General features: G+C 57.8%; 12 protein-coding genes. 9 read left to right on the top strand and 3 right to left on the bottom strand.

The annotated features are described in order from the left end of the window. The 6 genes from PMA3_RS18325 (at position 1) to PMA3_RS18350 (ending at position 8,082) form a co-directional block, all read left to right on the top strand. The gene (locus PMA3_RS18325) at positions 1–825 is read left to right on the top strand and encodes an HpcH/HpaI aldolase/citrate lyase family protein (protein WP_064678505.1); all 825 of its coding nucleotides are present in this window, start codon (positions 1–3) and stop codon (positions 823–825) included. Positions 826–1,110: 285 nt separating this feature from the next. Further along, positions 1,111–2,109, top strand: coding sequence for a TRAP transporter substrate-binding protein (locus PMA3_RS18330; protein WP_064678506.1), 999 nt, complete (start codon positions 1,111–1,113; stop codon positions 2,107–2,109). 101 nt (positions 2,110–2,210) lie between these two features. Beyond that, entirely contained in the window at positions 2,211–2,843 is a 633-nt protein-coding gene (locus tag PMA3_RS18335) for a TRAP transporter small permease (protein WP_064678507.1), read from the top strand. Then, positions 2,843–4,126 carry a C4-dicarboxylate TRAP transporter large permease protein DctM gene (gene dctM, locus PMA3_RS18340; RefSeq protein WP_064678508.1) on the top strand — a complete coding sequence of 428 codons (1,284 nt, stop codon included), beginning with the start codon at positions 2,843–2,845 and terminating at the stop codon, positions 4,124–4,126. Before PMA3_RS18335 ends, dctM begins: the two co-directional genes overlap by 1 nt. Before the next feature lie 202 nt (positions 4,127–4,328). After that, complete coding sequence (locus PMA3_RS18345; RefSeq protein ID WP_064678509.1) at positions 4,329–6,584, top strand: TonB-dependent siderophore receptor; 2,256 nt, start codon at positions 4,329–4,331, stop codon at positions 6,582–6,584. Positions 6,585–6,909: 325 nt separating this feature from the next. Beyond that, positions 6,910–8,082, top strand: a complete 1,173-nt coding sequence (locus tag PMA3_RS18350) for an acetyltransferase domain-containing protein (RefSeq protein ID WP_064678510.1) — start codon at positions 6,910–6,912, stop codon at positions 8,080–8,082. A gap of 163 nt (positions 8,083–8,245) precedes the next feature. Here PMA3_RS18350 and PMA3_RS18355 read toward each other — a convergent pair whose 3' ends face one another. After that, positions 8,246–9,700 carry a TrkH family potassium uptake protein gene (locus tag PMA3_RS18355; RefSeq protein WP_064678511.1) on the bottom strand — a complete coding sequence of 485 codons (1,455 nt, stop codon included), beginning with the start codon at positions 9,698–9,700 and terminating at the stop codon, positions 8,246–8,248. Between the two features lie 274 nt (positions 9,701–9,974). On the opposite strand from PMA3_RS18355, the gene PMA3_RS18360 reads away from it, so the two are divergent. Further along, positions 9,975–11,444: a sensor histidine kinase gene (locus PMA3_RS18360; RefSeq protein ID WP_064678512.1), complete on the top strand. Its 1,470-nt coding sequence runs from the start codon at positions 9,975–9,977 to the stop codon at positions 11,442–11,444. 629 nt (positions 11,445–12,073) lie between these two features. Next, a complete protein-coding gene (locus PMA3_RS18365; protein ID WP_064678513.1) occupies positions 12,074–12,610 on the top strand; it encodes a P-loop NTPase family protein in 537 nt (178 codons plus the stop codon). Between the two features lie 384 nt (positions 12,611–12,994). Here the strand turns inward: PMA3_RS18365 and PMA3_RS18370 are convergent, their stop codons facing one another. Continuing rightward, positions 12,995–13,612, bottom strand: a complete 618-nt coding sequence (locus tag PMA3_RS18370) for a LysE family translocator (protein WP_064678514.1) — start codon at positions 13,610–13,612, stop codon at positions 12,995–12,997. Between the two features lie 248 nt (positions 13,613–13,860). Then, entirely contained in the window at positions 13,861–14,490 is a 630-nt protein-coding gene (gene gstA / locus PMA3_RS18375) for a glutathione transferase GstA (RefSeq protein WP_064678515.1), read from the bottom strand. Positions 14,491–14,637: 147 nt separating this feature from the next. On the opposite strand from gstA, the gene PMA3_RS18380 reads away from it, so the two are divergent. After that, positions 14,638–14,961, top strand: coding sequence for a winged helix-turn-helix transcriptional regulator (locus tag PMA3_RS18380; protein WP_064678516.1), 324 nt, complete (start codon positions 14,638–14,640; stop codon positions 14,959–14,961). Positions 14,962–15,081 lie beyond the last annotated feature (120 nt).

Raw genomic sequence — 15,081 nt, forward strand, 5'->3', positions numbered from 1 at the left:
ATGTCCCGATCCATCGTCCGCTCCGCGCTGTTTGTACCGGGAAGTCGACCCGAGCGTTTTGCCAAGGCCCTGGCCGCTGGCGCCGATGCCGTGATCGTCGATTTCGAGGACGCCGTGGAGGAGCCGCTCAAACGCCAGGCGCGCGAGCACCTGGCGGACTTTCTGCACAACACGCCGCAGGCCTCGGTCTGGGTGCGGGTCAACGCGCCGGATCACCCTGAGCATGCGGCGGATTTGACGTTCTGCGCGCAGCAGGCCGGCGTTGCAGGCGTACTGCTGCCCAAGGTGGAAAGCGCGGCGCATGTGGCCGCCGTCTGGCAGACCGGCAAACCCGTCTGGCCCATTATCGAAAGCGCCAAAGGCCTGCTCGCGCTGGAACAAATTGCCCACGCCGAGGGCGTCGAGCGCCTGTCGTTCGGCAGCCTCGACCTCGCCCTCGACCTGAACCTGAATACCGGCACCGCCGCTGCGCTGCTTGTTCTCGATCAGGCGCGCATGGCGGTGCAATTGCATTCGCGCGGTGCCGACCTGCTGCCTCCCCTGGATGGCGTCTATCCAGCCATCGGCGACCCCGACGGCCTGCAGCGTGCCATTCGTCACGCTTACGACATGGGGTACGGCGGTGCGCTGTGCGTTCACCCCAAGCAGGTGGCGGTCATTCACGAGGCCCTCGCCCCCAGCGTCGATGATTTGGCATGGGCGCGCCGGGTGGTGGACGCCAGCGCGGCCGCAAACGGCGCTGGCGCCTTCCAGCTGGACGGCCAGATGGTCGACGCACCGGTGTTGCTTCGCGCCCAGCGCCTGTTGGCGCTGGCGGCCAACTAAAGCGGGCATGCCTGCCCGGAACGCTGCCACGCCACAAAGAGTGCAGTTTGCGCCCGGCCTGCTAGGTTTTAAACAACGCCGCGCTGTCAGGCAGGCTTGAAACTTGCGCCGATAACACTCGCGTTCACCACCACCGAACGCAGGGTTACAGAAAAGCTAATTCTCGAAACGCCGTCGGTTGGGCCATCTTAAGATTGGAAACGATTCGAGGCTGCCCGGAAAACGGGTGGCCTGACAAAGCCCTCAGCGACTGAATTCTCCTACAACAATAAAAAGGTGATATCGATGTTGAAGCTGACCAAGGCGCTGTTCTGCGCCGCTGCATTCTCCATGGCAGGCCTCGCCCAGGCAGCCGACCCCATTGTCATCAAGTTCGCCCATGTCGTCGCGGAGAACACGCCCAAAGGCCAGGGTGCCTTGATGTTCCAGAAGCTGGTCGCCGCCGACCCGCAGCTCAAGGACAAGGTGAAGGTCGAGGTGTTCCCTAACTCGTCGCTGTTCGGCGATGGCAAGGAGATGGAAGCCTTGCTGCTGGGCGATGTGCAGATGCTTGCGCCGTCGCTCGCGAAGTTCGAGCACTACACCAAGCAGGTACAGATCTTCGACCTGCCCTTCCTGTTCGACGACCTGGCCGCGGTCGACCGTTTCCAGCAAGGCCCGAAGGGTAAAGCGTTGCTGACGTCGATGGACGACAAGGGCATTCATGGCCTGGCGTATTGGCACAACGGCCTCAAACAGCTGTCGGCCAACAAGAAAGTGATCCTGCCCAAGGATGCCCGTGGCCTGAAATTCCGCGTGCAGGCGTCCAGCGTGCTCGAAGAGCAATTCAAGGCGATCCGCGCCAACCCGCGCAAGATGAGCTTTGCCGAGGTCTATCAAGGCCTGCAGACCGGCACCGTCAATGGCACCGAGAACACCTGGTCCAATTACGAAAGCCAGAAGGTCAACGAAGTCCAGCCGTTCTTCACCGAAACCAACCATGGCCTGATCGACTACATGGTCATCACCAACTCCAAATTCTGGAACAGCCTGCCGGAAGATGTGCGCAGCGAGCTGCAAAAGATCATGGACCAGGTGACCGTCGAGGTGAACAAGCAAGCCGAAGCCCTGAACCTGACAGCCAAACAGAAAATCATCGACTCCAAAACCAGCGAAATCGACCCGCTGACCCCAGAGCAGCGCCAGGTCTGGCGCGAAGCCATGCGCCCGGTCTGGGACAAATTCTCCGATGAAATCGGCGCGGACCTGATCAAGGCGGCTGAGGACGCGAACAAGGCTTCGTGAGGGCGGGTCCCTCGCTCCTGCAAGCCGCGGCCGTCAGGCAATGATGTGTGCGTGGCCACCCGGTTCGGGGTGGTCGCCCTCTCTACGTTCGGAGAATTCTTATGCAATCGCTCAGGCGAGTCTGGCGGCATTTCGAGGAAGGCATGATTGCCTTCCTCCTGGCTGCCATGACGCTGGTGACGTTCGTCTACGTGGCGCTGAACAACCTCTACACGATGTTCTACACACTCAGCGATAAATGGGCGTTCAGTCGCGACATTTTCGCAGGGATCGGCGATCACCTCATGGAATATGCCCAGGAAATGACCTGGAGCATCGCCCTGACCAAGGCGCTGTTTGGCTGGCTGATATTTTTCGGTATCAGCTATGGCGTGCGCACGGCGGGCCACCTGGGCGTGGACGTACTGGTCAAGAAAACCAGCAAACGCATGCAGCGCCTGTTGGCGATGCTCGCCTGCGCCTGCTGCCTCGCGTACGCCGGGCTGTTCCTGGTGGCGAGTTTCCATTGGGTCTCCGCTGTGCTGGCCGCCGGGATCGGTGCCGAAGACCTGGATCGCTGGGGGATCAAGATCGGTCACATCGCGATCATCGTGCCGTTCGGCTTCGCCCTGGTCATCGTGCGCTATCTGGAAATCATGTACCGCCTGTTCACCCATCGTCAGATCGGCCTGGGGCTGGCGGACGAAGCCGCGGAAGCAAGCAAACTGGCCCATCCAGGTGAGGAGCAACACTGATGACGGTTATCTGTCTGTTCCTGTTGCTCTTCGTATTCATGTTCCTGGGCGTGCCCATCGCCATTTCATTGGGCCTGTCGGGCGCGGTGTCGATCCTGCTGTTCAGCCAGGACTCCTTGAGTTCGCTGGCGATCAAACTGTTCGAGACGTCCGACAGCTACACCTTCCTGGCCATTCCGTTCTTCCTGTTGTCCGGCGCGTTCATGACGACGGGGGGCGTGGCACAGCGCCTGATCGATTTCGCCAACGCCTGCGTCGGCCATATCCGCGGCGGCCTGGCGATTGCGGCGGTGCTCGCCTGCATGCTGTTCGCGGCCTTGTCGGGTTCATCGCCGGCCACTGTCGCGGCGGTTGGCTCGATTGCGGTGGCAGGCATGGTGCGCTCCGGCTATCCCAGGGAATTCGGCGCCGGGATCATTTGTAACGCCGGTACCCTGGGCATCCTGATTCCGCCTTCGATCGTGATGGTGGTGTATTCGGCGGCGACCGAGACCTCCGTGGGCAAGTTGTTCATGGCAGGCGTGATACCCGGCATCCTGCTGGGCGTGATCCTGATGGTGGTGATTTACATCGTCGCCCGGGTCAAGAACCTGCCGGCGCAACCACGGGCGACATTCCGCGAGTGGTTGCACACCGCGCAACGTGCGTTCTGGGGCCTGCTGTTGCTGGTGATCATCCTCGGCGGGATCTACAGCGGCATGTTCACCCCGACCGAAGCGGCAGCGGTGGCAGCGGTGTACTCGGCGTTCATTGCGCTGTTCGTCTACAAGGACATGAAAATCAGCGAATGCCCGAAAGTCCTGCTGGAGTCGGGCCGGCTGACGATCATGTTGCTGTTCATCATTGCCAACGCGATGCTGTTCGCCCATGTGCTGACCACCGAGCAGATCCCGCAGCAAATCACCGCCTGGGTGCTCTCCGAAGGCCTGACGCCGATCGGCTTCCTGATCATGGTCAACATCGTCCTGCTGGTCGCCGGCAGCTTCATGGAGCCTTCGGCGATCATCCTGATCCTCGCGCCGATCTTCTTCCCGATCGCGATGAAGCTGGGCATCGATCCGATCCACCTGGGCATCGTCATGGTGGTGAACATGGAGATCGGCCTGGTGCATCCACCGGTGGGCCTGAACCTGTTCGTCACCTCGGCGGTGACCGGGCTGACGCTGGGGCAGACCATTCGCGCCGCCCTGCCGTGGCTGTCGATCCTGCTGATGTTCCTGATTCTGGTGACTTACGTACCGTTCATCTCCCTGGCGCTGCCCAATTGGCTGGGTATGCCGTAGGACGCACCTCCAGACTGTTTTGTCTTGGCCTCCATCGACGCAAATCGATGGAGGCTTTTTTTTGTCCGACGTGGCGCTGGGCAAGATCGCCAACGCCCTATATGCGAAAGATAGGCAATTACATTACAAGTAGTATTTAACAATTACTCACGTTTGCGTATGATATTGATTCTCAATAACACAAAACCAAATGTGAGTACGCATGTACAGCCCAATCTCCCTGTGTTCACAAAACCCCGTTCCGCCCCGCGCGCAGCTGGCTGTGCGCCCCTTGGCCCTGGCAGTGCACATGCTTGCTGCCGGTATCGCCTTCGCTGCGCCATGGGTGCAGGCGGCGGAAAAGACTGAACAGACAGAGACAGGGAGTTCTCTGACCTTGGCCCCTATCGCTGTCACGGAGACGGCCGTGCGCGAGCGCAGTGCGGTCACTGAAGACACAAACTCGTACACGACCGCTGCTGCACGCACGGCCACGCCATTGAGCATGTCCCTGCGGGAGACGCCGCAGTCGGTCAGCGTCGTCACCCAGCAGCGCATCCAGGACCAGGACCTGCATACGATCCTCGACGTGGTCAACAATGCCACCGGTGTCTCGGTCAACCGCTACGAGACCAGCCGGGCGCAGTTCAACGCCCGGGGCTTCGAACTCAACTCGCTGATGATCGATGGCGTGCCCACCCTCTACGAACAGCCCTGGAGTTCGGGGGAGATTTTCAGCAGCCTGGCCATGTATGACCGCGTTGAAGTGGTCCGTGGCGCCAACGGCTTGATGACCGGCGCCGGCGACCCTTCCGCGTCCATCAACATGGTGCGCAAGCGCGCCAGCAGTACCGACCTGAAGGGTTCGCTGGAACTGAGCGCCGGCTCATGGGACACCTATGGCGTCGAAGCTGACGTCGCCAGCAAACTGAACGAGGAAGGCACCATTCGCGGGCGCCTGGTCGCGGAGAGCAACGAGGGCGACACCTGGATCGACATGAACTCGAACAAGCGCCAGACCGTCTACGGCACCATGGACATCGACCTGACGCCCGACACCACGCTCTGGTTCGGCTTGAGCCGGCAAGAAAGCAACGCCGACTCGCCGATGTGGGGCGGCCTGCCCGTCTGGTACGCAGACGGCGGCCGCACCAACTGGAGCCGCTCGAAGTCGACCTCCGCCAAGTGGAGCAAGTGGGACACCACCTACGAGACCTACTTCGTCAACCTCGATCACACCTTTGCCAACGACTGGCAAGTCAACCTCAGCTACAACCGTGGCGAGCGCACCGGCGACTCGTCCCTGCTGTACCTGTCCGGCAATCCCGGCCGTAACGGCAGCTCCGGCATGTTTTCGTTCCCGGCGACCTACAAGACCGAGACCACCCAGGACGACTACGCCATCCGCTTCAATGGCCCGTTCAAGCTGTTGGGCCGTGAGCACGATCTGGCCTTCGGTTACGTGGACAGCAAGCAGAAGTTCGACGCCGATTCACTCGACGCGCAAACAGGCTTCGACGGCGTTGCCGATTTCGATGCCTACAACGGCAATTTCGCCGAGCCGGTATGGGGCCCGCGGACCGACTACGGCTACAGCGAGACCCGGCAGAAAGGCCTCTATGCCGCCACCCGCCTGAACGTGACCGACGATTTGAAAGTGATTCTCGGCGCCCGTGAAAGCTGGTACGAGAAGACCAGTGATGACGTGTTCTCGGAAGTGAGCAAGGTCGATGTCGACCATGAGCTGACGCCTTATGCAGGCATCGTCTACGACCTCACCGACAACCTCTCGGCCTATGCCAGCTACACGGAAATCTTCCTGCCGCAGTCGGTACGCGACAGCAGTGGCCAGACATTGGACCCGATCGTTGGCGAGAGCACGGAACTCGGCCTGAAGGGCGAGTACTTCGACGGCCGCCTGAACGCCTCCGCCGCCATCTTCCAGATCAAGCAGGATAACCTGGGCCAGAACACCGGCCAGCTGATCGACCCTTCGAACCCGGTCGGCGGCTTCGCCTACGAGGCCAGTGAAGGCGCCACCAGCAAGGGCTTCGAGCTGGAAGTGTCCGGCGAACTCGCGACCAACTGGAACGCCTCGGTGGGTTACACCCAGTTCACGGCCGAAGATGCCAACGGCGACGACGTCAACACGCTGTACCCGACCAAGTTGCTGCGCACCTTCACCACCTACCGCCTGCCAGGCGCTTTCAACAAGCTGACCATCGGCGGCGGCGTCAACTGGCAGGACTCGATCTACACCTACGCCACCAACCCGGCAGGCAACTCCGAGAAAATCCAGCAGGACGCCTACGCCCTGGTCAACCTGATGGCCCGCTACGAAATCACCGAAAACCTCTCGGCCCAGGTGAATGCCGACAACGTCACCGACCAGAAGTACTTCGACATCTTCGACGCCTACGGCGCCCTGACCTACGGCGCACCGCGCAGCATTACGGCTTCGGCGAAGTACCGCTTCTAAGGTACCCGGTCGGGTGGCGCCATTCCCCGCTACCCGAGATGAACGCAACGAAGAAAAACCCAACACCGGCCTGGCGCCGGTGTTGTGCTTTTCCAGTGAACACAAAATCACGAAACGAGACCAATCCCCTGTAGGAGCCCGGCTTGCCGGCGAAGGCGTCATCACAGCCACCGCAAGCCTCAAGGCCGCCTTCTGCTTTTGCAGCACACCGACAACCGAAATCCGCGCGGACAAGACAGAATCAAATGACATGTAATAGAATAACATTTCATCAGCTATCGGCTATCCACCGACAGCGCTATCCACCCCCTGCCTGCGACTCTCGATGACCCACTTCACTCAAATCCCCACCACCACAAGCGTCAGCCAACGCCTGATGTCCATCGATGCCCTCCGGGGACTGGTCATCATCTTCATGCTGCTGGACCACGTGCGCGAAACCTTCTTCCTGCACCGTCAAGTCGCCGACCCAATGGCCATCGACACCACCGACCCGACGCTATTCTTCAGCCGAACCCTCGCCCATCTATGTGCGCCGGTATTCGTTCTGCTCACCGGCCTGTCCGCTTACCTGTACGGCGAAAAGCACCAGGGCAGGCACGATGTCTCGATCTTCCTGTTCAAGCGTGGCCTGTTCCTGGTGCTGCTGGAGTTCACCCTGGTGAATTTCGCCTGGACATTCCAGCTCCCGCCCACCGTGATCTACCTGCAGGTGATCTGGGCGATAGGCGTCAGCATGATTGCCCTCGCCGCACTGGTCTGGCTACCTCGGCCAATCCTCTGTGTCCTGGGACTGACCATCATCGCCGGGCACAACCTGCTCGATCCCCTGCACTTCCCGGTCGGCTCGGCGATGCACATTCCTTGGGCGATCCTGCATGATCGCGGCTGGCTCGAATTCTCGGACAGCCTGCGCCTGCGCAGCTCCTACCCGGTACTGCCGTGGATCGGCGTGATCGCCCTGGGTTACTGCATCGGCCCCTGGTTTTCTCGCTCAGCCTCCACCCCCGTGCGTCAGCGCTATCTGTTGCTGGCAGGCGCCGGCGCATTGATCGGCTTCGTCGCACTGCGCCTGGTCAACGGTTATGGCGAGGCGCATTGGCTGGCCTATGAAAGCACCCTGCAAACCGTCATGAGCTTCTTCAACATCACCAAATACCCCCCTTCCCTGCTCTTCCTGTCGCTGACGCTGGGGGTCGGTTTGCTCTTGCTTCTTGCCTTCGAACGGGCTCAGCAACGCAGGTGGATCAGCACCCTCGCGGTATTTGGCGCGGCGCCGATGTTCTTCTACCTGCTCCACCTGTACGTACTGAAAGTGATGTACCTGATCAGCGTGGCAGTGTTCGGCGCGAACCAAGGCAACTACTTCGGCTACGACAGCCTCTGGGCGGTGTGGCTGACGGCGGTGCTGCTGGCTGCAACGCTGTATCTGCCGGTGCGCTGGTTCGCCGCACTGAAGGCGCGCCGTCGCGATATGGGCTGGCTTAAATACTTTTAACGGGACACGGTGGCAGGGGCGCGCGCTGGCAAGGCGCTTGCCAACACCTTCTTTCTCTGACGCTGACCGAGCAGCTGTCGGCCGCCCGCTGCACAGCCCCGGTCGATTGCTGCCCTTCGCAACAGGCAGGAATCGACCAACAGCGGCACCCCGACAAGGTGGGTCAATATCTCCAGAAAACCGGAGTTACCAGTACCAACACCGTCAGGATTTCCAGCCGTCCCAGAAGCATTCCCACGGTCAGTAGCCATTTGGCGGCATCCGGTAACGATGAGAAATTACCGGCCGGCCCAATGATCGTGCCAAGCCCTGGCCCGACGTTACACACCGCAGTAGCTGCGCCGCTCAATGCTGTTGTCCAATCAAGTCCAATGAGCGCCAAGCCCAAGGCGATGGCAGCAATAGTGATGGTGAAGAAAAACGAGAAGGTCAACAGCGAGCGCAAGATCTCCTCGTCGATGGGATGACCGTTGTACTTCTTCTGAATCACGGCTCGAGGATGGATCAACTGCTTCAAGCTACTGACCAGTAAGGCGCCAGCAACCTGAAAACGGAAAATTTTAAGACCGCCTGCAGTGGAGCCTGAACATCCGCCGACAAAGGTCAGATAGAAAAACAGCAAGACAGCGAAGCTGCCCCATAACGTGTAGTCGCCAACCGCAATTCCGGTGGTCGTGACGACCGAGGTCACATTGACCGCCACGATACGAAACGCATCCCACCATCCGTAATCGCTGTGAAAACAAAGCCAGGTTCCCACAGCCAGCGATGTGACGAGCAAGAAGCCGATAAATCCGCGTACCTGGTGATCCTTGATCAGCGCACGCCAATCGCCCCGCAATGACGCGACGTACAAGGTGAATGGCAGGCTGCCCAGAATCATGATAACCACTGCCACCCAGTGAATCGCCGGTTGCGTCCAATGCCCAAGTGAGGCATCCGACGTTGAGAACCCCCCGGTAGAGATCAACGACATGGCGTGGTTGACCGCTTCAAATGGCGTCATCCCAACGAGCCAGAGCGCCAGGGCGCCGATGCCAGTAAGCCCCAGATAGAGCAAAAGAATGTACTTGGCTGCCACATGGGAACGCGGTGTCACTTTCTCCGACCAATCCGAGGACTCTGTCTGGAACAGACGCATGCCGCCTACTCGCAACAGCGGGAGGATTGCCACAGCCATGCCGATAAAACCGATGCCTCCCAACCAATGCAGCATGGAGCGCCATATCAACAAGCCCGGCGATGCGCTATCCAGACCGGTGAGTACCGTCGAGCCCGTGGTTGTGATGCCAGACATCGTTTCAAAGAATGCGTCGGTGTAGCTGATATCGCTGATAAACACCATTGGCAACGCTGCAAATATGCACACAACTACCCAGCTTGCGGTCGTCAGCAGGTACATATCCCTGGGACGAAGCTGGCCAGTATCCGGGCGCCCCCGCACGATCAACAGGAGGCCACAGACGACGGTGATCAAACTCGACCAGAGAAATGCCGACAGATCGTCGCTACGCCCATAGACCACCAGTGTGATCATGGGAATGGCCATGCTTAGGGCCAGCGTGATCAGAAAAATGCCTAAGATGAAGCCGATAAGCCGAATTGCTGAGAAGGACATAACAGGTGCGTTCCAAATAACCACCGCGCAGTATCGGATGCCCAACCTGAAAGCCCCGTAAATTTTGCGTAAAACTTTTACGAGCAATCGGTCGGGCTGCGCGCGTCAACAGGTTCCACCGCCTCAAGCGCCACGTTGCATGACTATTGGCTACCTTAGTCAGAAGTGCCATTGACCTGAATTCCTGGCATAGAGAATGCTGATAACTCATCTAGGCTGTGTTGAGAGATTCAGCTGCTACATATGGATAGCAAGCACATCAAAGGATATTTTCATGCATGCACTATCAGCATTGTTTAAGCGTTTGCATCAGGAAGCGGCTGACTCAATAGCGCCGACCAGACAACCCAACCTCCTGCGGTGGTTTTCAATCATCAGCTTCATCCTTATCAGTGCGATAGCTCTTGGGTTGGGTTCAGTGTCGACGCGTTTTCTAGTCACCGAAAGCCTGGAGCGCGACGCCCTGTTGTCAGCGCAGTTTATCCAGACCATCGCCATCGGCGAGATACGGCACCACGGGTTGGCCGGGATGCGGATGGGCGATGTTCTGGCAGCCACCCAATATGGAATGCTGTCGGAAGAAATGTCGCAGAACAGGCAACGTGCACGCTCCGAATTCCTCGACCACCTTTCGCACCTTCCTGACTCACTCCTGATTAGCATCTACTCCCCTCTTCGGACAGTGATGTGGTCGACCAATCCGCAGCTTATTGGACAAGTATTTCCGAACGATGAGGCGCTTGAAGCCGCATTCAGCTCAAAAGACCGGGTTTCTACCAAATACAGCAATGCTGATGAGATCCGTCCAGAACAGCAATTTTTGCATCCTCCCAAAATGTTCTTCATCGAAAGCTACATTCCCCTGGTAGATGACCTGGGCAATACCCTGGCGGTGGTTGAAATTTACAAGGAGCCAGTCGATCTGATCGAGCGCCTCAATCGTGGCCACTGGATAATCTGGCTGTCTACGGCAGTGGGCGGTCTACTCCTTTACTTCGGGCTGTATTGGATTGTCCGACGGGCATCGATCCAGCTGGCCTCACAGGAAGCGCAACTCGTCGCCAACAAGACCTACGTGGGTCTGGTCGAGATGTCCACGGCGGTCGCTCATAGTCTGCGCAACCCTCTTGCCTGCATCCGCTCGAGCGCAGAATTGGCGAACGACATGAACGGTCAACCCGCGAAAAAGAACATCGACGATATTGTCAGTCAGGTCGATCGGATGTCGCAGTGGGTGCATGAATTGCTGCTGTGCTTGCGACCGATCCGTGGAGAGGCAGAACTGGTGGAACCGATGGCGGTGGTACACGCCACACTGAGCAGTTTCAACGCGCAATTGACTCAATCAAGAATCCAGGTCGAATTCAAAAATGAGCCCGCCCCCAAGATAATCAGTAATCCGCTTTTACTTACTCAGATTCTCAATAGCGTCATTGCCAATGCCATAGAGGCGATGCCGGGAGGGGGAAAATTAACCATCCTGGCCAGTGTGGATGAAGTCGACCAATGGCTGCATCTGACCATTGGTGATACCGGGGAAGGAACGTCACGACAGCAAGAAATCATGGCGTTCAAATCCTTCTACACCACCAGGCAAGGCAGGCTGGGTATTGGGCTGATCATGGTGAAGCAGATTATGGAAAGTTTTGGTGGAGAAGCCAGTCTGACCAGCCACGAACAACAGGGAACATCTGTGCACTTGAGTTTCAGGGTTGTGGAAAGAAGGGGCAGCGCGCTGAGCTAATCCTCGTCTTCACACAACAGCTCTGTAGATCGGAACAGAGAATACGGGTGATGGTGGTACCTCGGTGACTGTTTGCACGGACAAGGCCGGCAGCGATGCGAGCTTGAAAGTCGCACGTGAGTGGATTCAGCAGACCTGAACTTTACGTAGGCACGCTTAAGGAAAGCCCGAAGCTCGACTGCGGGTTTGCGCAAGGCTGCTTACTCGACAGTGACGAGCCCGACTGGGGTAACGTCAGCGCCAGGAACGATGACGACGGCAGACCGCCGGCTACTTTTCGACTCGCCTGAGCCTCACGGATGACCTGTCCCTGCTGCTAGGCTCTCGTCTCACGGACTGCCGCCTGACCGGTAGCAACGACTCCAGGGAGACTGGAAAACTCATCCCTTACGCCGGCCTGGTGTACGACCTCGACGAACACTTCTCGGCCGTCGGCATCCAAAAACCAAAGGCTATGAAGCCGAAATCTCCGGCGAACTGGCACCGGGCTGGCAAGTTCAAGCGGGCTTTGATTTGCAAATAGCGCAGCAGATAACTCATTCCCGTGGCGCGGTCGTCCCCCTTCAATCTTTAACTGAGACCACGAAACCTGCACAATTGCCGGCTTTTTCTCGACAGGAAGTCCGACCATGCAACGGATCGTCATTCTCGGCAACGCCGGTAGCGGCAAATCCACCCTCGCCCGCGCCCTCGGCAGGCGCCTAGGCCTGCCCGTGGTGCATCTGGACACATTGTTCTGGGAGCCCGGTTGGGTCGAACCGGACGCTGAGCAATTCCGTGCGCGGGTCAGTGAAGCGATTGCACCGGATGCGTGGGTTTGTGAAGGTAACTATGCGCGGCGTACATTTGATCTTCGCTTGCCCCGTGCTGACTTGATTATCTGGCTCGATACGCCTCGGCTGACCTGTTTAAGACGGGTGATCGTACGTAGCGTGATGAACCGCCCTCGTGCTGATCTGGCAGCAGGTTGTACGGAGAAGCTGGATCGGGAGTTTTTGACGTTTCTGAATTTTGTGTGGAGTTTTGATCGTGGTTATCGTCCGGGTATTGAGGCGGTGCGGTTGGCTGTAGGGCCGCAGATTCGTACGGTGCATTTGTGTGGTGCCCGGCAGATTGCTGCGTTTCTTGATGGTCTGCCTGCGACAGCTGAAACCTGTCTTGAATAGACTGAGAGCAGTACTCGCAACCTACGGTTATTTGGAGACGGCAATCCTCGTACGCGATGGGGGACGAGCAACATCGGCCTTCAGCAAGAACGTCCGGTGCAGATCGGAGCTCAACGGCCTTCGCCAGCGCCAGACGATAATCTTCAACGTAAGTCATCGCTGGAGTGGAATTAGCGACCCGTATCAGTTCGGGCAGTGCTGACTCTAGTTTCTTAAGCTGACTCAATCTGTCCGCGTTCGTGTAACGGTATTCACCCATTGTGATTCCCTACAATCTGTTGGGTAGCTGCACCAAGATGCTCTCTTGAACCTGCGCAACCACCTATAATTTCCTTGGAAATCATCGCAAGGGTTTTCGGGCTGGATAGATACTCAATCGTAGACTTATTGAACCAGCTGCCGGATCCCTAGAGACAAAATCAAACCACCGCATAATCGATCAATAGCTTTTTTCCTCCTTCGATACGCTGAAGCGATCTCAGGTTGCGAAAGAGCGATTGCGACCACCCCATACCAAGTCATCGAAACCACCACTACGACTGCCAGCATCGACAAAAACGTGCTTGGTGAAACGTGGGTGGGGGCTGCCGCTGAGAAAATAGCGGCATAGAAGGCCATGGATTTAGGGTTGCCAATGTTCGTAACGACCCCCTGAATGAATGACTGTCGAAAGTTTCCGACGACAGCATTATTGCAGGGGGCAAACGCGCTCTTCCCGGCCTTGAGCAGCAGTCGGAATCCAAACCACATCAGATAGGCAGCCCCCAGAACTTTTACGATCAGCGCCGCCCAAGGGAACGCAGCAAATACAACGCCGATACCTGCGATTGCACAGGTGGCCCAGAACAAATTGACTAATACGATGCCTGCTACCAAGGCCAAAGCTTCTGACCGCGTAGCAGCTACCGCTTTGTGGACTACTGCAACGAAATTTGGCCCTGGAATAACGACACCGGCCAGGTAAACCAAAAAGACTGTCAAAACGGCGGAACCATCGATCATGTGCATTCCTTTGCGAGTGTTGTGGCCGGGGACGGTCATCATTCAGTTCAAAGCCGTCCGCGGCTTCAACGTACAACGAAATAAAAATTCGATACAGGGCTTTTGAGCGTAGTTGTGTTTTTACACACTCTGGGCCAATAGCAGTCACTTGGATGCGCCTGCTGTACTGCCATTGAACAAACAGCAGAGGCAAATCTCGCAGGCGATCCGTCACCTAAATCTTCAGCAGCGCCTCTGGCAGCTCAACATCATGCCAGTCCTTCTACCTGCAGCGCCTTTTGAACCGCTGGACGCTGACGCACCCGGCCGTACCAGGCCTGGAGATTTTTCAGGTCGTCGAAATAGATGTCGGCTTTGTAGTATGACGTCAGCCAGTCCGCCTGCCCCCATCCAGTCAGGGCGAACAGATAGGCATCGGCGACAGTGAACGTGTCGCCGAGCAGAAACTGGCGGTCAGCGAGTTGTTTATCTATCCACCCATAGCGGGCCTCCAGCCTGGGCTTGGCAGTGTCCACGTACTTGCCCGCCAGCCCGGCAAAAAGGAGTGGAATAAAGCCCTTGTGGATCTCCGACGTCAAAAAGCTGAGCCATTCTTGCAACCGATACCGTTCCAGCGTGCCATTGGGTGGAGCCAACCCCATTTCGGGCTTCTGGTCAGCCAGATACTGCACGATCGCCGGGCCTTCCCGAAGCCTGGCTCCATCTGTCAATTCAAGGATCGGCACATAGCCGAGAGGATTTACATCGTAATAGTCGACGTCACCGTCCACCGTGTGCTCCCTGTGATCTACCTTGAGCAGCGTGACATCAAGACCAAGTTCATTGATCACGATATGAGGGGAAAGGGAGCAGCTGCCAGGGATGTAGTAAAGCTTCACGAGCGATCTCCTAATAGGTCTGGTACATCACTTCCACCCAGAAAGTGATGGATGACCATCTTAGGGACAAGGTATATAAATGGAAGAAGGCACTTTTTTATCATCTAGGTACATAAAATATACCTGCAATACCCTGAGGAAAACTCCATGAAAAAGAATGTGACGGGCTGTTCAGTGGAGGAAGCCATGCGCCTGCTAGGTGGCCGATGGCGTCTCCTGCTGGTGTCATATCTTCTCGACGGACCCAAGCGTTTTAATGAGCTGCGGCGTGATGTCCCGGGAATCTCGCAGCGGATGCTGACCCTTGACCTGCGGGCACTTGAGGAAGTCGGCTTGGTGAAGCGCACGGTGTTCCCGACAGTTCCCGTCAAAGTGGAATATGAGCTGACCGAGGAAGGCAACCGATTGAGGCCCGTCGTCAGCGTAATGCAGGACTTTGGTTTGTGGCTGAAACAGAGTGGGAAACCCTGATGCCGTTGAATCAAGAGAGCTAGGCTCGATCGGTGCTTGGCGTACAAGCAACCAATGTTCGCAAAGGGTCGATCTCTGCCGATCATGGTTTCATTGGTCACTTCGTTAGCTGATGTCTTG

The organism is Pseudomonas silesiensis (assembly GCF_001661075.1).
Taxonomy (GTDB): Bacteria; Pseudomonadota; Gammaproteobacteria; order Pseudomonadales; family Pseudomonadaceae; genus Aquipseudomonas; species Aquipseudomonas silesiensis.